19 protein-coding genes are annotated in these 23,505 nt (G+C 37.2%); 13 read left to right on the forward strand and 6 right to left on the reverse strand.

Annotated features, from left to right (window positions below):
- The first annotated feature begins 386 nt into the window (after positions 1-386).
- From cfa to PMAL9190_RS06740, 3 genes are all read left to right on the forward strand, one after another.
- The gene (cfa, locus tag PMAL9190_RS06730) at positions 387-1,532 is read left to right on the forward strand and encodes a cyclopropane fatty acyl phospholipid synthase (protein WP_087844482.1); all 1,146 of its coding nucleotides are present in this window, start codon (positions 387-389) and stop codon (positions 1,530-1,532) included.
- An 85-nt stretch (positions 1,533-1,617) separates the two neighbouring features.
- Complete coding sequence (locus PMAL9190_RS06735; RefSeq protein WP_087844483.1) at positions 1,618-2,574, forward strand: patatin-like phospholipase family protein; 957 nt, start codon at positions 1,618-1,620, stop codon at positions 2,572-2,574.
- Positions 2,575-2,752: 178 nt separating this feature from the next.
- Positions 2,753-4,003, forward strand: coding sequence for a hypothetical protein (locus PMAL9190_RS06740; RefSeq protein WP_087844484.1), 1,251 nt, complete (start codon positions 2,753-2,755; stop codon positions 4,001-4,003).
- Positions 4,004-4,088: 85 nt separating this feature from the next.
- Here PMAL9190_RS06740 and yciH read toward each other — a convergent pair whose 3' ends face one another.
- A complete protein-coding gene (yciH, locus tag PMAL9190_RS06745) occupies positions 4,089-4,412 on the reverse strand; it encodes a stress response translation initiation inhibitor YciH (protein WP_087844485.1) in 324 nt (107 codons plus the stop codon).
- A gap of 121 nt (positions 4,413-4,533) precedes the next feature.
- On the opposite strand from yciH, the gene PMAL9190_RS06750 reads away from it, so the two are divergent.
- On the forward strand, positions 4,534-5,139 hold the full coding sequence (locus PMAL9190_RS06750) for an HAD family hydrolase (protein WP_087844486.1): 606 nt from the start codon (positions 4,534-4,536) through the stop codon (positions 5,137-5,139).
- Between the two features lie 96 nt (positions 5,140-5,235).
- Positions 5,236-5,760 carry a putative ATP-dependent zinc protease gene (locus PMAL9190_RS06755; RefSeq protein ID WP_087844487.1) on the forward strand — a complete coding sequence of 175 codons (525 nt, stop codon included), beginning with the start codon at positions 5,236-5,238 and terminating at the stop codon, positions 5,758-5,760.
- A gap of 51 nt (positions 5,761-5,811) precedes the next feature.
- Here the strand turns inward: PMAL9190_RS06755 and PMAL9190_RS06760 are convergent, their stop codons facing one another.
- Entirely contained in the window at positions 5,812-6,162 is a 351-nt protein-coding gene (locus PMAL9190_RS06760; protein ID WP_087844488.1) for a DUF3319 domain-containing protein, read from the reverse strand.
- Between the two features lie 175 nt (positions 6,163-6,337).
- Here PMAL9190_RS06760 and PMAL9190_RS06765 point away from each other — a divergent pair, with 175 nt between their 5' ends.
- A complete protein-coding gene (locus PMAL9190_RS06765) occupies positions 6,338-7,303 on the forward strand; it encodes a tyrosine-type recombinase/integrase (protein WP_087844489.1) in 966 nt (321 codons plus the stop codon).
- A 60-nt stretch (positions 7,304-7,363) separates the two neighbouring features.
- Here PMAL9190_RS06765 and PMAL9190_RS06770 read toward each other — a convergent pair whose 3' ends face one another.
- Together PMAL9190_RS06770 and PMAL9190_RS06775 are read right to left on the reverse strand one after the other, a co-directional pair.
- Positions 7,364-8,362, reverse strand: a complete 999-nt coding sequence (locus PMAL9190_RS06770; RefSeq protein ID WP_087844490.1) for a D-alanine--D-alanine ligase — start codon at positions 8,360-8,362, stop codon at positions 7,364-7,366.
- Positions 8,363-8,586: 224 nt separating this feature from the next.
- The gene (locus PMAL9190_RS06775; protein WP_087844491.1) at positions 8,587-9,819 is read right to left on the reverse strand and encodes an SPOR domain-containing protein; all 1,233 of its coding nucleotides are present in this window, start codon (positions 9,817-9,819) and stop codon (positions 8,587-8,589) included.
- Positions 9,820-10,051: 232 nt separating this feature from the next.
- Here PMAL9190_RS06775 and PMAL9190_RS06780 point away from each other — a divergent pair, with 232 nt between their 5' ends.
- Positions 10,052-10,561, forward strand: a complete 510-nt coding sequence (locus tag PMAL9190_RS06780; protein ID WP_087844492.1) for a hypothetical protein — start codon at positions 10,052-10,054, stop codon at positions 10,559-10,561.
- Between the two features lie 38 nt (positions 10,562-10,599).
- On the opposite strand, the gene PMAL9190_RS06785 is transcribed toward PMAL9190_RS06780, so the two are convergent.
- Positions 10,600-12,297, reverse strand: coding sequence for a bifunctional diguanylate cyclase/phosphodiesterase (locus tag PMAL9190_RS06785; protein WP_087844493.1), 1,698 nt, complete (start codon positions 12,295-12,297; stop codon positions 10,600-10,602).
- 174 nt (positions 12,298-12,471) lie between these two features.
- Complete coding sequence (locus tag PMAL9190_RS06790; RefSeq protein ID WP_087844494.1) at positions 12,472-14,178, reverse strand: GGDEF domain-containing protein; 1,707 nt, start codon at positions 14,176-14,178, stop codon at positions 12,472-12,474.
- 244 nt (positions 14,179-14,422) lie between these two features.
- Here PMAL9190_RS06790 and PMAL9190_RS06795 point away from each other — a divergent pair, with 244 nt between their 5' ends.
- The 6 genes from PMAL9190_RS06795 to PMAL9190_RS06820 all read left to right on the forward strand — a co-directional run bounded on the left by PMAL9190_RS06795 (position 14,423) and on the right by PMAL9190_RS06820 (position 23,400).
- Positions 14,423-17,098: a bifunctional acetate--CoA ligase family protein/GNAT family N-acetyltransferase gene (locus PMAL9190_RS06795; RefSeq protein WP_087844495.1), complete on the forward strand. Its 2,676-nt coding sequence runs from the start codon at positions 14,423-14,425 to the stop codon at positions 17,096-17,098.
- Between the two features lie 132 nt (positions 17,099-17,230).
- Positions 17,231-18,037, forward strand: a complete 807-nt coding sequence (locus tag PMAL9190_RS06800; RefSeq protein ID WP_235004311.1) for a DUF4344 domain-containing metallopeptidase — start codon at positions 17,231-17,233, stop codon at positions 18,035-18,037.
- 226 nt (positions 18,038-18,263) lie between these two features.
- Entirely contained in the window at positions 18,264-21,737 is a 3,474-nt protein-coding gene (locus PMAL9190_RS06805; RefSeq protein WP_087844497.1) for an intermembrane phospholipid transport protein YdbH family protein, read from the forward strand.
- A 20-nt stretch (positions 21,738-21,757) separates the two neighbouring features.
- Positions 21,758-21,973 carry a YnbE family lipoprotein gene (locus tag PMAL9190_RS06810; RefSeq protein ID WP_087844498.1) on the forward strand — a complete coding sequence of 72 codons (216 nt, stop codon included), beginning with the start codon at positions 21,758-21,760 and terminating at the stop codon, positions 21,971-21,973.
- 33 nt (positions 21,974-22,006) lie between these two features.
- Positions 22,007-22,333 (forward strand): YdbL family probable chaperone protein, encoded by a 327-nt coding sequence (locus PMAL9190_RS06815; RefSeq protein WP_087844499.1) that lies wholly within the window; start codon positions 22,007-22,009, stop codon positions 22,331-22,333.
- A 128-nt stretch (positions 22,334-22,461) separates the two neighbouring features.
- On the forward strand, positions 22,462-23,400 hold the full coding sequence (locus PMAL9190_RS06820; RefSeq protein ID WP_087844500.1) for a YeiH family protein: 939 nt from the start codon (positions 22,462-22,464) through the stop codon (positions 23,398-23,400).
- The last annotated feature ends 105 nt before the right edge of the window (positions 23,401-23,505 follow it).

Raw genomic sequence — 23,505 nt, forward strand, 5'->3', positions numbered from 1 at the left:
AGTTAGTTTTTACTAAAATAAGTACGTTTTTAGAGTACAAATGCAAAAATGTCTGTTTTGAAATGTTTTTTGTCAAATAATCTAAATTAAGCTAACTGATGTAGCGATATAGTACTTACCAAGAAAAGAAAATACTTAAATAAACATTTAAGAGGTTATTTACATAATGGTGCATGTAATTTATTGCTGACATTAAATATAACTAAATAAGCAATTAAGAAGAATAAAATATATTTAACAGACTAAATTTATTACTATTCAAACATAATGAAAAACATGATTGATATATTACTTTTATATACCACATCTAATTGTTGTATTTCATTATTAATTTAGTAGGTATGAATTTATTCTGCTATTTTTCCAAACAGATAATCGAGTATATTATGCCTAAAAATAAAGAATTATTCCGTGATTTATTAAAGCAAGCTGATATTGAAATTAATGGTACTCGCCCATGGGATATTACTATTAATGATGACAAACTTTTTGATAATATTTTATTAGATGGCACGATCGCTTTTGGCGAAGGTTATATGGATCGCTTATGGGATTGTGAACGTATTGATATTCTAATTAGTAAGTTACTTCGCAGTAATATAGAAGATAAGCTATCGGGAATAGATAAAGTTAAGTTTGCAGCTAACTATGGTGTAACTAAATTAAAAAGCCTTATTAATCCACAAGCAGTAAACCGTGTTAAAGAAGATGTACCTTTCCACTACGATATCGGTAACGATTTATTTGTAAATATGCTAGATGAGCGCATGGCATATACCTGTGCATATTGGAAAGATGCAAAAACACTAGACCAAGCCCAAGAACATAAAATGGATCTAATTTGTCGCAAGTTAGATTTACAACCAGGTATGCGTTTACTTGATATTGGTTGTGGTTGGGCAAGTTTCATGAACTATGCTGCAGCGAAATACGGTGTGATTTGTGATGGTTTAACCTTATCAAAAGAGCAAATGGCGCTGGGCCAAGAGATTGCAGATAAGAAGAAACTACCAGTTAAAATTATTTTGCAAGACTACCGAGAGTTTACGCCAGAACAACCTTATGACCGTGTTGTTTCTATTGGTATGATTGAGCATGTTGGCCCGTCAAATTATGATGAATATTTCGAATGTGCTAACAGCTTTTTAGCTGATGATGGTATTTTCTTATTACACACTATTGGTAGCCCAACCTCTAAAGATGGTACCGACCCGTGGATCAATAAATATATTTTCCCTAACGGTGTTATTCCATCACTCGCACAATTAAGCGGTTCTGTTGAAAACAAATTCAATATTGAAGATGTGCATAATTTTGGTCCAGATTATGATTTAACACTCATGGCGTGGTGTGAAAGATTTGAAAAGAACTGGTTCAAAATTTATAAAAATTACGATGCAACGTTCTACAGAATGTGGCGTTTCTATTTATTAAGCTGTGCAGGTGCATTCCGCTGTCGTGATATTAGCTTATGGCAAATAGCGCTAACTAAAATTGGTGCAGATCTACCAGCTAATGCTCGTGCCGCTTAATTTATCGCTGGCATATTTTAGTCATGAATATGCCAGCGAATTTTTTCTCACATCATAATAAACATGTGAGTTGGAGATAAATATTATGAGAGGTCAACATATCTCTTATTGTAAGAATAATATTGAGCCATTATATTTTAAAAAAAACAACATAACAGATATTGCACTTGTTACCGAAGGTGGTGGACAGCGAGGAATATTTACAGCTGGTGTTTTAGATGCTTTTCTTGAAAAAGAGTTTAATCCTTTTTCATTATTAATTGGTACATCTGCAGGCTCTCTAAATATTGCATCTTATATTTGTCAACAACCTAAACATGCTTATCGTGTTATTACTGAAATAACGACAACTCGTGAGTTTTTTAGTTATTCTAAAATATTTACTGCTCGAGGTGGTATGAATCTCGATTGGTTAATAGAACAAACTCAAACTAAGTTAAAATTAGATTGGCACACTGGTCGCAAGAATATGATCAACCGTACGGTGCTAGCGACAGCATCAGGCTTAGATCATAATCAAGCTGGCTTTTTTGACCTCAATGCCAATGATTGGGATCAAAAGTTAAAAGCTTCGTGTGCTATTCCACTCTTAAACCGTCAGCCGATTTATTCTGATGAGCATTATTGGGTTGATGGTGGTTTACATGCCCCCATTCCAGCTAAAGCAGCATATGATCGCGGTTATAAAAACATTGTTGTAATTCGTACCAACCCGGTCGGATTGAATGCAAACCACCAATGGTTAAAAACTCTCAAGCGTGGATTAACACATACCAAAGCAGCAGCTTTCATTGATATGCTGTTGTTACATGAGCAAAAATACAATGAGAGTGAAGACTTCATCAATAACCCACCTGATGATGTCAATATTTATGAGATTTACCCACACAAGGCGTTAGAGTCAAAATTAATTGGCAGTGATATCAATGCACTTAACCATGATTATGATTTAGGACATCAGATGGGTTTGTATTTTCTAAAAACCATGAACAGCTACTGTCAATGTACCTCATGTAGTAAAAAAGAATCAGCGGCCATTTAATTTATCTCTTCACTAGCGACATCAACATAAGGATAGGCTATCAGCTATCCATTTTATCAAGCCATAACTGCTGTTGTTATCGCTTGATAAAATTGCCCCCTATTCTCATAGATGAAAAAACAGACTATATGAGATAACTATAATTTGACTACGATTGTTAAACCACCTGAGTCAAATAATGAAAATAAACTCTCTCATGATTGTAATGTCCTCAGTGTTATTTTTAGGTTGTGGTGGTGATAGCGCCGATGATATTACCTCTGAACAACCTCAAGTAGAACAGCCCCCAAAACCTCAACCCGACCTTAAATTGAAAGTCAATGATATCTCAAATGGTTACTATGAATCACTTTATGATGCTGGTGGCAATAAACTCAATATAGATAAAGATCAAGTATTACTAATGCAAAAGGCGTTTATGGAGGAATTAAAGCCAAATTTGAGTAATGAACAACAAAAAGAGTTTATGGAAATAGAATCCGATTTTGCACAAATAAAGCAATCTTCTGATATTGAAAAAGTGCTGTTCAATAATGTTTTGATTGATGCCATGATTAGCAGTACTAAGCCGCAACAACAAGATAAGTACTTTCCCGCTTTCCGTTTATTTCGCCATCATACCCATCGCTTATTCCCGCTAACTCGTATAACAGATTATCAGTGGCTACTTGATTTACTTTCTCAACGTTCACTACTGAACCATTTAATTTTGATCCCTCCTCAAGAAACTGACGATTACATTGAAACATGCCGTGAAAATGATGTACCTATTCCGCCAGCTTGGGGATCTGATCTGTGGGTTCATCAAGGTACCGCCACGACCGATTTTTTAGACAGCGATAGAACAGAAGTTTACGCCTATAAAAGCGCCACGGTGCCAGGTGCTTGTATGGCATTACCGCGCTGGGTCGTCAATGACACCACAGGCGACGAATTTATCCAATTTCTTGGCATTATTTGTCAAAGTCAAACAACGGGTAAAGCCTGTTTTTGGGATAATATAGATAACGAAACTGGCACCAGAATAACTGGCGGCAATGATTTAGCCTTTAATATTACTGATATTCAAAATGGTAATACACTTGCAGAAGACTGTACTGGCTGCCATAGAGGTAAAAATGTTTTCTTAATTCATCCCGGTACCGCTATTGATATCTCTGCCGATCACGATATTGATCCCAATGTGCGCTATCAGCCAATTTCTTCTCAAGGATGGACAAACCCTCCAGCTTATGCCGAACGTGGGGATGGTGCTTGTGCGGGATGCCATGAAATTGGTGCGCTTTCATTCAATTATTGCAATGTGCTATTGAGAAATGCGGCTAACCAAACGATGCCAAGTAGTGCAGATCCTGCGAATTGGGTTGGTGATGAAACCTTCTATGGCACACATATTCAAGCGATGATCGACGATCGTTGTTCTGAATAAATATAAAAAACAGGCAGTAACATTGACGTTACTGCCTGATTATACTGTTCTATGATAATGAATCACTCAGACTCTTTTTTATCAATTAACCGCCAGCTAATTTAACAGTGTGACCTTTCTTTTCAAGATGCGCTTTAATTACATCACGCTTGTCACCTTGAATTTCAATTTTTCCATCTTTAACAGAACCACCGCAGCCACAGATTTTTTTTAATTCAGCAGCAATCAGTTTCAATTGAGTATCTTCAACATCAAGTCCAGAAACAATACAAACACCTTTGCCTTTGCGCCCTTTTGTTTCGCGTTGAATACGAACAATACCATCACCTTTTGGGCGTGTTGGTTGTACTTTTTCTTCTTTAATTCGACCGGTCTCGGTTGAGAAAACTAAACGATTATTATCACTCATTGTGCAATCTATCTCACTTGGTTGCTTGATTATGTGAATAGCATTAAAAGTTAACACATCAATCTTGCGAAATACTCATGAAGCAATACTATCAATAAATGGTACTCAAACGGAACATCTTATGATTCGTAATGTGATTTTTGATTTTGGTGCAGTCCTATTTGAGTGGAATCCACTTCAAATTGTGAATAGTTTTACCGTATCGCAAATTGAGCGCGATATCTTACTGCGTGATGTTCTGCAGCATTCTGATTGGTTAGCGCTTGATCGTGGCACGATGCTTATTGCTGAAGTGATCCCTAAGTTTTCAGCGCGTACGCAAATCCCGCCGCAACGTATAGAAGATTTTATTATTCATATTCAACATAGCCTCACAAAAATAAACCAAACTGAAATGCTGTTTCAAAAACTCACTCAGCGGCCATATTCTCTCTATTATCTAACCAATATGTGTAGCGCCTTTTTTGATACACTTTATGAGAAACATCATTTCATTTCATTTTTTGATGGCGGATTAGTTTCAGGCAAAGAATTAGTCATGAAGCCGGAACAAGAAATATTTGTACGACTGTGTGAGCGCTATCAGCTAGAGCCTCAAGAAAGTCTTTTTATTGATGACAATGACGAAAATATTAAGATTGCCACTGAGATGGGCTTTAATACTGTCCAATTTAGCCAAACACCAACCTGTTTTCAGCAGATAGAAAAACGCCTTCTTCTACATTAAGTAATGGTTATTGAATAATTTTACATAAAATTGAACATAGTTATCATGACTCAGTCTATTATCTATATTGAAGAGCTAATAATATCAGGAGTTTATGTGAAAAAAGTTTTTATCTCTGCCATGTTCGTTGCAGCCGCAACGGTATCAACCATGAGCTACGCTGCCAATGAGTGTAATGGTAAATACATTGTTGGGCCGATTGAAACCATTCATGTTAAAGATCTTGATATGGATTTCAAAGCACGCATCGATACCGGTGCAAATACAACATCAATCAATGCTTATGATTTGCATGTGATTGACGGTAATAATAATCCTGCCGATGATAAAGAAAGCTGGCATCAAAATTTAGGTAAAATGATCAGTTTTAAAACAGCGAATGCGCGAGGACAGGAAGAAACACATACTGGAAAAATCATTAAAATCAGTAAAATTCGCAATGCACAAGGTGTTGAACGTCGTTACGCTGTCGTTATGGACTTGATTTGGAATGGTAAGAGCCACGCCATCCCTGTAAACCTACGAGATCGAAAAAAACTAGAATATAAATTATTGATTGGACGTAATTGGCTTGATGGTAAATATCTGGTTGATGTCTCTAAAAGTGATGACGATGATTAATCACTAAATCATAAATTTAAACAGTGCCTACCCTAAATAGGCACTACTTTTTTAAACCGGTAATATTTTATCTAAATACTTCTTAATTGAAACGATATCACCTTTCAGTAATTGGCCCCGTACAATTGCATACCACTCATTGGCTTTACCAGTATCGTTTTTTAAAACAATGCCACGATAATTTTCAGCACTTGCTGTAGTTAATGTGTTTGACTTGCTTTGGTGTGACGCAAACCGTTCTGGCGGCATAAACGCCTTAGTGTCGCACCACCAATTAACACTCTTTTTTACATTAGCCAACATCCCTTGAACAGCTTGTCCGTTAATGACTGCTTTCCAATCTGAGGTTAACCCAGTGCTGTTTTCAATAATATAACCACGATGAAAAAGGCGTTTTTTCATTGTCTATTACCTACCTGATTAAAGTGTTACATTCGTTAATAATCATAATCTTAAACTAGTTACATAGTAATAACACTTGAGTGTCTATGCTAGCTTTTTATGATTATTCTTCCGTTTTTAAGTGATCGTTGTTATTATTAAAATAATATAAAGTTATAGTGCATTAGGTGTTATTGTGGCAAAGAAAATAGCAATCATTGAAGACGACCAAGTCCGTAGCGCTAGTATTAGTGATTTTTCCAATGTCGCTGAGTCAATTACTATTTGGCAACGCTTAACCCATCAACAATATGCCCAAAATACTCTGGTTGCATTTAAGAACGATTGGAATAATTTTTTAGTCTTTTGTGCGCAGTATAATGCATTACCATTACCCGCATCTGCGGAAATTGTTCACCGTTATATTGAAAAAATGGCTCAAACCCGAAAATTAGCCAGCCTCAAACGTTACATTGTCACTATTGGGTTGGTTCATCGCTGTCATGCACTGCCTAATCCATGTTTAAGTAATGAAATAAAACTTGCGATGCACAAACAACGTCTTGATAAACATGATGATTATACTAATGCTCATGGCTTTCGCGATAATCACTTACATGACATTCTTGAATCATTTATGGGCTCAACTAAAGCTAAAGATATACGTGATATGGCAATTTGGGCGATGACCTTTGAAGGTATGTTAAAACGCTCAGAAGTTACTGCATTAACTATTAATGATATTGAGGTTGCACAAGATGGTCTTATCACCCTGTGTATTAACGATAATTTAATCGGACTCAGTGAAGTAGCGTCTAGTGCAGTTAATCGATGGTTAACCTTATCAATGATTGATAGTGGATTCGTGTTTCGTCGTATAGATAGGCACAATAATATTGGCGACAACCCTCTCGATCATTCTTCTATTTATCGTATTTTTAGACGTGCTAGCCAAGAATTAGATCTACCTGCTGATGTTATATTCTCAGGCCAATCACCACGGGTTGGTGCCAGCCAAGATTTAGCCGACGCTGGGCTATCTGTTCATCAAATTCAACATCAAGGTCGATGGCGCAGCCCTGCTATGCCTGCCCAATATATAGGTCAACGAGCGAAACGAGATAACACTCTGAAGAAATTTGCCGATAAAAATAATAAATGAAACAGCAGCAAAAAAAAGCCAACCGTGATGGTTGGCTTAAGCATCATTGGCTTATGTGATTTACTTAACTGCGTTTTTAATCGCTAATTCAATAAAATCTGTAAAGCTATGGCCATAATTCTCTAGCATTTTAGGGAACATTGAAATCGGCGTCATTCCTGGGAACGTATTGATTTCATTTAGCAAAATTTCATCATCTTCACTTAAGAAGAAATCAATGCGAGACAAATCTTTAAGTTTCATTTGCTCAAACGCTTTACGCGCATAATCCTGAATGGCTTCAATTTGCTCTGATGTTAGATTGTTTGCTTCAACTTGCGTGGTTGATAAGCTATCCGTGCTATATTTTTCTTCATAGCTATAAAACTTATCATCTGGACATGACACTTCACCAGGCTTGGTAATAATTAACTGATCACCAAATTGATACGCAGCAACCTCAAGCTCACGTGGCTTAATGGTCTTTTCAATTAATACTTGGTTTGAATACCCAAACGCATTATTAACTGCAACGCGTAGCTGCTCGCTATCCGCGACACTGTAACAACCTACAGATGAGCCCTGACATGCCGCTTTAACAAACACCTTACCCCATTTAGTCAATGCTGCTTGGGCTTGTTGGTGAGCATCTTCTGTATTCTCACTCAAAAACACATAAGGAGTATTAGGAATATTTAACGCATCAAACCATAACTTGGTGGTTATTTTATTAAAGCAATTTGTACTCGCTTCAGCACCACAACCTAAATAAGGCAAACCTGCTAGATCAAACAGTGATTGCAAGTCTCCTGTTTCGCCGGGAAATCCATGCACACAAGGGATCACGTAATCAATTGCGATGCGTTGTTCACCGACAACAGAAAGTGTTTTATCCAAATTCAATTCGCAAGGATGTTGGTTTGAATCTAACCAACCCTCATTTTTTGTCATTTCTACACGTGTATAGCTAACACCATCAATCGCTTTTAATTGCTGTTCAATAAAGTTTGCAGACACCAGAGAAACTTCATGCTCAGCGCTACCGCCACCGCATAATAATAAAACGTGGATAGAACTCATTATCGTTCCTTAATTATACCAATCACAATACAATGCAGATCACAAAGACCTTGGAGACTACCAAGGTCAATAAAAGCAAGGCATTCACTGTTGATTATAGTAATCAAAAAAGCCAGTTGAATGTAGCCTCAACCTCATCATATCGTGAATTATTTTTAAATCACACTAAGTTTGTGCTGCAAATGATGATAAAAGCACCGTTTATATACTGTTAAGCACTGAATTTACTGTAACTGTTTCAGTTGTGGCGAGCCGGTGTGTTCAATATCATAAAAGTTTCGTACAAATGCACCATTATTTTGTACCGCTTGAGGTAATGCCATTAAAGCGGCTTTGGCTTGATCGTAATCAGCATAATGGCCAAGTAATAACGTATAAACTTGGCTACCATTTAACATTTTCTTATTTATCCATGCCGGCTGCTGGCTTTCTAATAAAGATAACAATGTAATTAACGAAGGTTCATCTCTTGAAGCTGTAATTTGAATACTGTAGCCATGCATATTGACGGTATTATAACCATCGTCACTGGTTTGAGATGCGTTTGGCTCGACTGCAGTTACTTCTGTAGCATCCGTTGACTCATTGTTTGCTGCAGTTGCTTCAACTGCGGGTTCAACAGCGACGGCTTCTGGCTCTGAGGCTGCTGGGGCTGGTGTAACTTCAGTGTTATCAATACTTGTTGCTGGATTTGACTGTGCGGCATCTGTGGCAATAACTGCCTCATTGTTTGCTGCGGTTGCTTCAACTGCGGGTTCAACAGCGACGGCTTCTGGCTCTAAGGCTGCTGGGGCTGGCGTAACTTCAGTGTTATCAATACTTGTTGCTGGATTTGACTGTGCGGCATCTGTGGCAATAGCTGCCTCACTGTTTGCTGCGGTTGCTTCAACTGCAGGCTCAACAGCGACGGCTTCTGGCTCTGAGGCTGCTGGGGCTGGCGTAACTTCAGCGTTATCAATACTTGTTGCTAGATTTGACTGTGCGGCATCTGTGGCAATAACTGCCTCATTGTTTGCTGCGGTTGCTTCAACTGCGGGTTCAACAGCGACGGCTTCTGGCTCTGAGGCTGCAGGGGCTGGCGTAACTTCAGTGTTATCAATACTTGTTGCTGGATTTGACTGTGCGGCATCTGTGGCAATAGCTGCCTCATTGTTTACTGCGGTTGCTTCAACTGCAGGCTCAACAGCGACGGCTTCTGGCTCTGAGGCTGCTGGCTCTGAGGCTGCTGGGGCTTTTATTTTCTGTTCGCTAACAGCGATTGAATCACTAGACTGATAAAGTGGATCAGTTTTAACTGAAGCATCTAATTCAGCCACCACTTTTGGCTCTGAAAAATTATCCGTCATTTTTGTGGTATTAATGGTATCTATCGGCGTTTGCAATGGTGTTTTAGGCGGCATTAATTGGGTACAGCCGACTAAACTAGACAGCAGACTCAATGCGATAATTTTGTTCATTTTATTCCCTCTTATTCGCAACCGAATATTGATGCATTAATCATAAAAACAATTAAATGACAGATAGTTATCAATAGTCTGCCGTAGCTTTTGATTACGATCAAACTGTTCATAGCTATAGAACAATCGAAAACAATTTATGTTATCTTGATCACAATAAATAGCGTTTTATTAACAGTAATATGACTGGCATTCTTTATTATGCTCGTTCAACCCTAACCTAGGAGCTTCAATGGCTGATCCACACATTAAATGCGATCTTGATTTTCTCGATAAACTGACCGTGATCCTTTACCGTTCTGCATTTACTCTCGCTGCTATTATTATGGCTGTTATTGGTACAGAAACCGATGCTGCTACTCCATTTCTCATTATGGTCGCTTTATTAGCATCAACAACAGTACATATTTATGACAAGCGCTTTCGCTGGTTAATCCAAGGGGCAGGATTATTTGCTGCTATTTGGTTTATGGCTGGATTATGGCAACCATTAGCATTAGGCGCTGCATTATTTGTATTTAGCGCACTTTCAATAAAAGAATATTTTTGCTTTAAAGTTAAAATTCTTCTACTAACACCTATCGCATTGGCTGGATTTTGGTTCTGCTTAGTCTTTGCTGTCGCAAATGTAGCGATTGGATGTGCGATGGTAGGAGCGGCACTGCTTGCATTTGCAGCCTATAGCAAATGGCGTATGCCCCTACATTTTGATATCGGAGATAAGAGCCGCTACCAAGTATAACAGCCCTATTTCCACTTTCATCCACCAGCTACAAAAGATTAAATGATCTCTTGTAGTTGGTTTTTACGTCCATTTTTCTGTTTATACATTTCTTGATCAGCTTTATCGAGCGCAGCCGTGATGTTATCTTCAATACTAACAATGCCATAAGAAAAACTTAAATTCAGACCTTGCGCCCAAAAATAAGCCTCAATATTGGCGCGGATCGTTTCAATCCGCTGTTTAACACCTCGAATTGACACACTATCAAGTAATACCACAAACTCATCCCCGCCAAAACGAACCATCGCATCGCTATCTCGCAACATAGCTTTGATATTTTTTGCAAAATCTCGTAAGACTTCATCACCTTGATTATGACCATGCAAATCATTGATAAGCTTAAAGCCATCTAAATCCATAAAAACAAGGGTTTGATAAGCACGTGCATAGGTCGATTCAAGGTAACTCTTTTGAAAACAACCGGTCAGATTATCAACGGTAATATTGTCATTTTGTTCATAAACACTACAAATTACAAACGCTTGATTAAAATGGATAATTTTCTGTCGGTAGGTATGAAAATATTGCTTACCGCTATCAGTATCAACGGTCTCATTTGATACAACAAAGCAAGTATCACTATTTAGCAGCTCTTTATCTAAATCAAGACAAGTACGATAATCAGGAAAGCGTTCCAGCGTCTGTTCTACAGTATAATCTACAAGATCAACACCTAAATAATTAATGTGATTTTCATTATTATAAATTGCATTACCGTCGCAATCACGAATGATCACCAATGCATTACAGGTACTCATTAATGACGAAACGAGTAGAAAATGTGAACTTGTTTTACGTTCAAGTAATTCATTATAATTTTTATTAATTCGACGTTGCTCACTATAAACATCAAATAAGTTAGGACTTATACCTATAATATTATAACGATCTATTTTAATTATATTTTTTATCGCTTTTTTTATCGCTTTAGGATTAGGAGCTCGATTCATTTCATAAATAGCTTGATCAAGAAAATTGCATAACGAACTGCTCTCTTTTTTCTTAATGGTTATTGTATTATTTGTCGGCTTTATTTGTTCAATATTAAGCGGCTTTGAAAAATAGAATCCTTGATAAGTCATACAACCAAATTGTTTAAGTAAATTTAATTGTTCAAAAGTCTCTACACCTTCAACAATAATATTCTTACCAAGTACTTTGGCTATCTTTTCATATGTTGTCTTTACTAATGAATAAGCAATATAGCTCTGATCTATATTCTTAATGATTTTTCTATCTAACTTAATGTAATCAACATCGAGATGAAGGAATAATTCACTATTAGCATAACCTTTTCCATAATCATCAAGTGCTAATTGCACACCTTTAGATTTCAATTGCTTAATCGATGCCTGAATACCCTCAACATTATTTGTTACGTCATGCCGAGTAAGCTCTAAAATAATATTTCCTTCATATTCAAATATTGAAAGACAAGCTTTTAAAAATTGCTCATCAAGTAAGCTAGAAATAGATATATTAATCGCTAACTTTATTTTTTCTGAGTGTATTAATTTAGAGCGTTGTTTAATAACATACTCAATGATAGACAAATCAAATTTAGCATGGTCGTCTATATTGTTTTCCACATAATATTCAGTGTCAGATTCATTTGTTCTTAATAAGGCCTCATAACACGATATTTCACCATTAAAATATCGAGGTTGAAATTGGAAATAGCAATTAAATAGCATCCGGTCATTCTTTTTAGTATTTTTTAAAAGAATAATCTAAAAAATCACGAACCCCAAATGGTATTTATTATTAATTAATAATTTATTCTCATTGGGAATTACAATACATTTATTGGTATAAAACTCATTTATCAATTAAATAAATCTAAGCGCTGAATTTATTTTTTTATAAAATCAAGCAAGTTTTACTATATCCAATTTTCTTTTCCTAAATGACTTCTCTTGGTACATTCTATTGTCTGCTTGCTTTAATGCAGCCTCAACACCATTTTGTAAAGAGGCTACGCCATAAGAAAAACTTAACTTCATCTCTTTTTGAGTAAAGTAATCTTCAATATCTGTTCTTAATTGCACAATTCGCTGTTGAACTGTTGTCATAACGTGACTATTCAATAAGATAATAAATTCATCCCCACCAAAACGCACCATAACATCAGAGTCTCGCAACATACTTTTCAAGGTTTGCGCAAAGTCTCGTAATATTTCATCACCAATACAATGACCTAAATTATCATTAATCGCCTTAAATCCATCTAAATCTATAAAAACCAAAATCTTATGCTGTTTCATATAGCTAGAAGATAGATAATTCTTTTGATAACAATTTGTTAGTTCATCTATCACAATAGTATCGATTGCCTCATATACTGAGCAAACAACAAAGTTTTGACCAAAATGAGACACTTTCTGCCTATAGACATGAACTAACTCCATGCCGTTTTTGGTTTTCATTACCTCATCTGACATCATAAAACACGAGTCACTTTGCAACAGTTCACTCTCTACATGTAAAGTCGTACGGTAGTCAGTAACTTGCTCGCACACTTGATCAATTGGCATATCAACTAAATCTACCCCCATAAATCGAATAAAATGATCATTATTAAAAATAACATTACCATCAACATCACGAATAACGACTGCACCATCACAGCCACACACTAACGAAGCCGCTAGCATATAATGTGAATGTTTTTTATTTTTGATTATTTCGCGGTAATTTTTATTTATTCGATGTCGTTCAGAGTACAAATCAAATGTATTAGAGGTTAAACCAATAATATTATATTTATCGATACGCTTAATGTTATCGATAGCTTGTTTTACATTTTTAGGTTCTTGAGAGCGATTTAAATCAAATATGGCCTGATCTAACTGCAATGAAAATTGAATTCGTTCGTTTTTTACTCTATATTTAGTTAGTCTTGTTTTTTCAATATCGTAGATATTAATCGGCATTGAAAAATAAAAACCTTGATAAAACATATCACCGAACTCTTTAACTAAGTTAAATTGTTCAAATGTTTCTATACCTTCAATAATCACCACTTTGTCTAAAACATTAACGATATGGTCATATTTTGATTTTAAAATTGAATAACTTATATAGTTATGTTCAATATTTCTGATCAATCGCCTATCTAGTTTTATATAATCTACATCGAGGTATAAAAAAATATCTGTATTTAAATATCCTTTACCATAATCATCTAAAGCAAAATTTACACCTTGCTCTTTAAGCAATAATATAGATTTTTGTATACCGTCAAAATCATCTGTTTGATCATGATTTGTCAATTCTAAAGTAATATTTTTTTCATGTTCAAAAATATTTAAACATTTACGAATAAAGACATCATCAAGCAAACTCGCTATTGATATATTTAATGATATCGATACATCATCACAAATGTGTAAAGATTTTCTATCTTGAAGTACTTTACCAATAATATTTAAGTCAAAAGCAGCAGAATTTTCTATTGAATATACAAATTTTTCAACATTAAAATCATTAATATCACTTCTTAATAATGCTTCATAAGAGGATATTTCGCCATCGTAATACCTTGGCTGATACTTAAAGTATAAATCGTTTGTCATTTTTATCTTTCACCTAAAAACTCAACATATCGCACCATATTAAGACACATACATTTAACATTATCAATAAATAAATTGAATAATGCTCTTTAAATTACAATTGTATTTCTCACTGGAATAAGAATGCTCAGAAGATATATTTTGCGTTGTTTAATTTTCATTTAGATCACATTCTTATTACAAAAAAGGTGCCCTTCTACTATTTAGAGATAAAGTATAATAACGACGATTAAGGGTGAAATTTATGAGTAAAATAGCGGCGCTTCTAAAACCTACTAGCATTGCAGTCATTGGTGCATCAAATAATTCACAACGCATTGGCTATATTGTTATTCGCAATCTGTTATCTGGCTGTTTTAATGGTCCTATTATCCCTGTCACGCCTAAATATGCCGCTGTTGCTGGAATCCTTGCTTATCGTAATATAGAAGCAATGCCGATTACGCCTGATATAGCAATGCTTTGTACACGGGCAGAATACAACCCCGATATTATTACTCAACTCGGAAAGAAAGGCGTAAAGGCGGTTATTGTGATTGCTGCTAGCATAATATCAGCCTTGACTGACAATAACGCCGTTAATTACCACCAGCAAATGTTGACCAATGCCAAGCGTTATAATATGCGTATTATTGGGCCAAATAGCATGGGAATTATTCTTCCTTGGCTTAATCTTAATGCGTCAGTCTCTCCTATTGCCGCCAATAAAGGAAATATCGCATTTATTTCGCAATCAACTGCAGTGTGCACCACTATTTTGGATTGGGCACAAAATAAACAGATCGGCTTCTCAACCTTTATTTCTTTAGGTGATGGATGTGATATTAACTTTGCAGAGCTACTTGATTTTCTAAGCCAGGATACAAAAACAAACGCTATTTTGCTTTATATCGATAGTATTAACGATGCACGGCAGTTTATGTCAGCAGCACGAGCTGCAGCGCGTAATCGACGTATTCTGGTTTTAAAAAATGGTCGAACCATGGCTGGTCAAGCAGCAGCATTATTACACACAGCGGGGGAAACTGGCCTTGATGAAGTTTATGATGCTGCTATTCGTCGTTCAGGTATGTTACGGGTACATACAACCCATGACTTATTTGCCGCTGTTGAAACGTTGGCCCATTCAGTCCCTTTACGAGGAGAACGGCTGCTGATTCTGACCAATGGAGGAGGCCCTGCGATCATGGCGGTAGATGCACTCTCTGATCGCGGAGGAAAACTGGCGACACTCAGTGCTGACACCATTCAACGCTTATCAGCGGTATTACCTGCTTATTGGTCTCAGGCTAATCCGATTGATATCATGGGTGATGCAAATAGCGATCGCTATCGACAGGTACTAACGATTTTACTTGATAGTGATGACTTTGATGCGCTGCTTATCATGCACAGTCCTTCTGCTATTGCTAATAGTTCTGATATCGCTAAAATCATCACAGAAACTCTCCACCAGCATCCTCGTAGTCAACGGGTAAACGTACTGACCAATTGGTCAGGTGAAAATGAAGCCGCTGAAGCACGATCTATTTTTACTCAAGCACGCTTACCCACCTATCGTACGCCTGAAAGTGCTATTTCAGCATTCATGCATTTAGTTGAGTACCGCCGCAATCAACGCCAATTAATGGAAACCCCTGTCTCTATTGGTGAAATTAGCGCAGATCGCCACTATGTACGCAATGAAATACAGCGCTTGCTGCAACAAAACATTCGTCGCCTTGAAACCCATGAAATGCGTCCTTTACTTACGAGCTATGGTTTTACGACACTACCAACATGGATAGCTTCTGATGCTGCTGAGGCAGTACATATTGCTGAACAAATCGGTTATCCGGTAGCAGTAAAATTACGTTCAGCCGATATTCGGCATAAATCTGAAATTCATGGCGTAGTGCTGTACCTACGTGATGCGAATGAAGTCGCTAATGCTGCTGATGCTATTTTGTCACGAGTGGCCTTGCACTATCCTAGCGCACGTATTGATGGACTATTAATTCAACGCATGGCTGATCGTTCTGGTGCTCAAGAATTACGTATTGGTATTCGTAATGATCCTGTCTTTGGGCCTGTGATCATACTCGGTGAAGAAACCATTCATTGGAATATTGAACGTGATGCCGTGGTCGCATTGCCGCCATTAAATATGGCCTTAGCCCGTTATATGGTAATCAATGCTATTAAACATCATAAAATCAAACAACGTAGTAGCCTAGAGCAAATATCTATTCCTGCACTGAGCCGTTTATTAGTCACTATTTCGCAAATGATCATTGATTGCCCTGAAATTCGTGCATTTGATATTCACCCTCTGCTGGTCTCAGGTGACGAACTCACGATCATTGATGCCTCGATGGACATTGCAGCGTTTGATGGTGATATTCAACAACGGCTCGCTATTCGTCCTTACCCAAAAGAGTATGAACAACCATGCCAGCTAAAAGATGGTAAGCAGATTTTGCTACGCCCGATCCTGCCTGAAGATGAACCTGCCCATAAAGCATTTATTAATCAAGTTTCTGAAGAAGATCTTTATAAACGCTTCTTCTCGGATGTCGGCGAGTTAAATCATGAAGCCTTAGCAAAGTTTACCCAGATAGACTATGACCGTGAAATGGCATTTGTCGCTGTCTATCAAGACATGATAATTGGTGTTGCTCGTGCTTTATCGGATGCAGACAATACAGAGGCTGAATTTGCCATTTTAGTTCGCTCAGATATGAAAGGTTGTGGCTTAGGTGGTATTTTAATGACCAAACTTATTGATTATGCCCACCAGCGAGGCTTAGCAAGGCTAACAGGTATGACAATGCCAACCAATCGTGGCATGATCACCTTGGCACAAAAGATGGGCTTTAGTATTGATGTTCAGCTCGCTGATGGTGTGGTTGAAATGTTATTAGTACTCAATCCCCATTAAATATAAAACAACACGCAGTGCACTATTGATAGTTATTAATAGTGCCTTTTTATTGTTTTGCAGCGTTACATTCCATCTCATCCGCTATAATTATCAACTATGATACATCTATAGTAGTAACGAGGTGATCGCGTGAATATAAAGATGCGTACTGCATGTCTACTTGCCTGCCTATTAATATCAAACCTAAGTTATGCAGGAACAGAGCAACCCACAGGTGGGCGCTATGGTTTGGCATTAGAGCCGGTTGCAACAGTAAATTTTGTGTTTAATACCCCATCAACGCCACAGCAGCAACAAGCAAAAGATATTGTCCAACATTCATCTATGCTAGCGACAATAAAGCACTTGAGCCAAACCCGTTTTATTTTTGCACCGAGCTTAGACATTGTATTTGGTGGTAATAGAGGGCCTTATTATAATTCGACTCAGCAGCTGATTCAGATCCCTTACCAATATATTACTCAACTCTTACAGCATGTGACAGATAGTGGCCGTTACCCAACCCAACAACAACGTTATCAGGCGACAATCGATGCGCTATTGCTGACATTGCTTTATGAAATTGGTCATGTGTATATCCTTGATCGTGCGATTCCGATATTAGGCTATAGCGAAAATACCGTTGATAATTTTGTGACGATTTTACTGCTTAATGATATCGATAGAGGCGATCAAATAGCGATTAACTCAAACCACCTATTCAGTATCGATACATTCAGTCAATCTGCCCTTAAGAACAATCCTTTTATTCAACAACACGCACTTAATCAACAACGTTACCAACGTATTTTATGTCTGGTATATGGCAGTAATCCGGCTCGCTACCAACGTTTGTTTGATAATTATTCAATTTCACATCGACAACAACAACAGCAATTATGCCAAGAGACATTTTCAACTACTCACAAAGGTTGGCTTTATTATTTAGACAACTAAAATGAATATTTACTCACATTAAAAACTATAACCCCGTATTTTTTGTAACCAAAAGCATAGTTAGTCATTTTAATGTCAAATATAATTGAATAATTTTTGTCGACGACATAGCAATGATAAACTCATTATTACGTCTAAATATACCGCTAATCGTGAATATTCAAGTTGACTGAGTAACTTATTGCTACCATTGGAACATTCTTTTATGAAAAGGTGACTTATCGAAGTGAAAGCTTGCTCGCCCAATTCGAAGCCAGTACCACCAGCCGACTCTCGACCACCACGGTTACGCACTCGTAATAAACTGGGTTTATCGTTATTGGTACTGATCTTACTTGCACCAATTGTGGGTTTTATATGGCTTGGTATCAACGGCATTACAATAACGGGGCTGAAAGGGTTACGCTATGATGGTGATGTCCGTGCAGAACTGATTTCGTTACGCGTTTTTGATTACAACGTCACTTTTCATAACCTCTCTTTACGCTATAGCATCGATCCTGATGATCCAATAGCTGAAGGCAGTTATCGTCTTTTTGCCAAAAAGTATGAAATCGAGCTTTCGCCTGCTGCGACCGCCATGCTAGAACAACAAGATATTTATCTGAGATATATTCATTTTTTTGATGCGACGTTTAAGTTTGTTGATTTCTCTTCCCCACTAGCCATTAATGCCCATGCCCGTAAGGTCACCGCCTCTGCTGCACACAGTGACGGTAAAGAGCCCGCTGCAACACAAATTATTGAACAGGTGGATGTTACGATCAGCAACAGCCCGCATTTGGTGATTTCTGGTCATTCTGAAAAAGGCCGACTCAATTTATTCTTTCCACATTATCAACCATCACCCCATTACCCATTACGCTTTACCGATAGCCAATTCTCTATTGCGTGGCAAGGTGATCAAACTCCTGTTACGGTGACGATTGGTGCTCTACATCCTGAATGGGAAACCCTTAATAACACGCTACCTGAACAAATTATTAGCAAGTTATCGTTAGCATTTGATCTTAAAAATAGTTTACCGACAATGAAGTTAATCGCTAAGGTAGCGAAGTTAGAACAACCTAAATATTTACCCGAATTTATTAATCGAACTGATATCGATAGTAAAGGGTTTCATCTAGGACAAACCATCGCTAACCTTGCCCGTTTACCCATTAATAAATTTAAAATAAAGTCATTCACTTACGGTGACTTATTAATTGATGCCAAAGTGATTTTAGAGACACCACTGACAGCAACATCACTAACAACGTCTAACCCTACAGCTTCTAAAACAGAAGCTGAACCAGCAACAACAGAGACCGCTCTTAACCAGGCCTCGCCCTCAAAAACAGCGGCTGAAAAAGCCCACCATAAACAGCAACGTCAACGCCGAGAGCAAGCGCGCCATAAAGTAGAACAACAGGCCAAAGATCTCAATATCGCAACAGAAAATAAAACGAAGGCACGTTTTATTGTAAGAGGAAAAGCGTTAGCCCCAAATCCATATCAACTTGAAGTCAATATCCACCATTTATCAAAGACAGATGCGCGCGTGCATACCATCATGACTCGCAATGACGGTAATAGCCTTAACTGCGATGCTAAAATTATTTTTCAGCAACCGTTACCACAATACTTTAACTGCAATGCTAATTTTAAAAATACCAAAGAGTTTACTGACCGTTTGGGGCTCAAAGATGCACCGAATGCCAAAATAAATGGCCCACTACGTTTCTATGCCAAACAAATCACCAATAATTTATCGAATAAAGTACAGCCTATGGTCATAGATAATAAAATTGTTGATGCACACTACCTTGTTGGCATTGAATTACCGGCTTCTTTTGCAATTGAACTCAATAAATACGCCTTTGCTGCACCGTTTATACATTCTAAACGCAATCATGATAGCCACAATAACCAACCGAAACATGTTGCTAATATTCAAATGAATAGTGATGGTAAAATAAACTTTAAGGTCAATTATAACAATGATTTATTTCGCGTAGCATTAAGCGATAGAAACGAAACCATTAGCTTTAAAAACGCGAAAACGAAATCGGCATTACATTTCTTTATTGATGATCTCAACTGTTTGTACCCTAACTTACAATGTCACATCGATGCCAACATCAGTGCCAGTATTAATAGCCTACAACCGATTATTGACAGTAAAGTTGATGATGTCGTATTTGATTCAAAGGTAAAAGCAACATGGGCTAATAACTATTTAGTTTCTCAACTTCAACAAACGCGTTTACAAACTAAAAAACTGACTTTTGCAGGTATTCCAACCTTAGCAAATAGCAGCAGTAAGGATATTGATTTCAGTTTAAAACAATTAATCGGTATTTTTGAAAAACAACATGACCAACTCGCATTAACACTTTATCAGCCTAAAAATACTCAAGCACAATTGAGTGCTAAATTATATGCGCGTCACCAAACAACAACATCTCAAGCTGCAGACTATAAAACCCAATTAAATGTTAAGGTCAATAAATTCTTATTACGCCATACGTTTTTATTTAACAATGATGCCGTAATCACTAACAAGGACACCAAAAAACCGTTATCACAGCCACTGACGCTCAGTAGTGATTTCAAAATAACAATGGAAGCAGCTCAACGTAACCGTCAGCAAGTGCTACCGCCAACGAATCTTCATGGCCATTTTCTATTAGCTGATAACGTGCTTAACATTAACACCACCTTAGCCAATCCTTATGACGATATATTAGCGCAAGCCGATGTTAATGCAGATTTAATTGCTAAGAAAACAACCGTAAAACTGCACCGTCGAACCGTGTCTTTTACTAAAGAACATAGTTTAAAAAATTACTACTTTCCGGCGTTATCATTACCGATTGAAATTACAAACGGCAGTATCACCACCAGCGCGTCGTTTGTTATTGATCGTAATAATCAAGTAACCGGTACAGCTAACATCTCCACCAACCAACTTTCTGGTTACTATCGTGACATTAGAATAACTCAACTTAACAGCAGCCTATATACTGCTTTTTCCCCAAAGGGTATTCGTAGTCTGCGTCCTATGGCTCTATTTGCTCAACAACTTAACCTTGGCGTGTTGTTAACAAAACCCAGTTTAATTATCGATTTTGACACGCAAGCAGATCAATATAGCTTACATCGAGTTTCAGCTAATTTATTTGGCGGTAGTATCAGTGCCCATGGTATCAAGCGCACTAACAGCCGTCATTTAAGTACGATCCCTATTACAGTATTTGGACTCAATATTGAAAAAATAACCGATAGTATTGATCATGATGGCATCGAGTTTACAGGGATCCTTGATGGCACGATTCCGATCTCGTTTATTGATGGTAAACCTGAGATCCATGCCGGCGTACTTCAATCTCGCCATCCAGGTGGAGTATTACGTTATCTTGATGGCTCGATGATTGATAATAAAGTCAAAGCCGCGGGTCATCATAGTCCGTTAATGGTAAGTGAAATCCTTAAAAATTATCATTATCGTACTCTCGCTATAAAAGTTAACTACGCTAGAGATGGTGTGTTAGACACGCAATCTCATTTTAAAGGCTATAACCCTGATTTTCAGTATGGTCGGCCAATCAATATCAACTTAGCGGTTGAAGATAATATTCTGGAACTCATTAAAACAATTAACATGATCAATGCTTCTGATATCGAACAAAAAATCAGTGACCATTTTAATCAGTACTAATTATGTAAAAGGTTATCACCATGAATAGTTTGCAAAAAACATCGCTCCTATCTACGCTCTATGGCATAGCACTCATGATCACACTGCTATTACTCAATGGCTGTACACCAACAATACAAGTTGCTACATCGGATAAACCTATTGAGGTTAATCTTAACGTTAAAATTGAGCATGAAATTAAAATAAAAGTAGACAAAGAAATAGAGCAACTTTTTGATAATAAAGAGACATTTTAATTTCCCACTTTTCTTTTAGTAAGGTAATCCACCATGAAACCAATCATCTTTAGCTGTTGTTTGCTGGCTTTGTTTTCACATTCGGCTTTGGCACTTAATTTACAGCAAGCGAAGCAACAAGGACTGGTTGGCGAGGCTAATAATGGTTTTATTGCTGTAATTAATGCAACCCATCGCACTGATGTTTCTCAATTAATAAAGACGGTTAATAACCATCGTCAAAATACCTATAATGCAATTAGTCAGTCTCATGATTTATCTCTCATTGACGTAAAACAGCGTGCTTATTTGAAAGCAATAGAAAAAACCCAATCAGGAAATTACTATCAAGACAGTGATGGCGGTTGGAGAAAAAAATAATATCCTTACAAATAGTAGCTATATATTAAGTTACTCTTAACCCTCGTTTAAATATATTTAACTCACCTAAATAGAATGACATGCGTATAATTTAAGATCTCATAAATAAACCGACTTTAACCATAAAAATGACCTTAAATCAAAAGATTAGACCTGTAGATTTTGTTTTTATAATTACTGCAGTGATATGTTTAGCGCCTTTCATTAGTTCACCCATTGCATTAATCCTTGGTTTTACTTTAGCCAGTTTCGGTTTAGTGCCAACACAATTTAATCTTGCAGCCTTGACCAAAAAACTTTTGTCATACTCCATTATTGGTTTAGGGTTTGGGATTAATTTAAATGAAGCGATTGAAGCTAGCCGTCAAGGACTTGGACTGATTATATCTTCGATCTTCTTTACCTTGTTTTTAGGCTGGCTCGCAACCCATTTTCTAAAACTTGATAAAAAAACGGGTCATTTAATCGCAGCAGGAACGGCTATTTGTGGTGGTAGTGCTATTGCCGCAGTATCACCAGCGATTAATGCGCGCGATGATCAAACATCATTGGCTTTAGCAACAGTATTTGTACTTAATGCTGCTGCGCTATTCCTTTTCCCTGCTATTGGTCATTTACTTGAGATGAGCCAACATGCATTTGGTACTTGGGCTGCGATTGCAATCCATGATACCTCATCCGTTGTTGGTGCTGCGGGATCATACGGCGATGAAGCATTAAAAACGGCAACGACACTCAAGCTTGCTCGCGCACTATGGATCATTCCAGTCGCGTTTGGCAGTGCGTTAATGTTTAAAGGCGACAGTAAGAAAATTGGTATTCCTTATTTCATTGTCTTTTATTGCCTTGCTATTTTAGTGGCCCATTTTGTACCACAGTTTCACTCAACTTATATGCTGATTTTTGATGCATCAAAGCGTTTATTAGTCGTGTGCCTATTCTTAATTGGTTCAGGTATTACAGTTAATAAGCTCCGTAATGCTGGACATAAACCATTATTATTAGGGGTTGTACTTTGGTTAGCGATTGGTGCTGCTTCATTAACCTATATCGAGTTATTTCTTTAATCAACTAAAGTTGGATTCGTAACGCGTTTTTAAGCCAGATATAGTGTCTGGCTTTTTTTATCCCTACTGTCACAAATCTATCATTACTACAGTTATTAACCCTCC

Origin of the sequence: Photobacterium malacitanum (genome assembly GCF_900185615.1) — a bacterium.
GTDB lineage: Bacteria > Pseudomonadota > Gammaproteobacteria > Enterobacterales > Vibrionaceae > Photobacterium > Photobacterium malacitanum.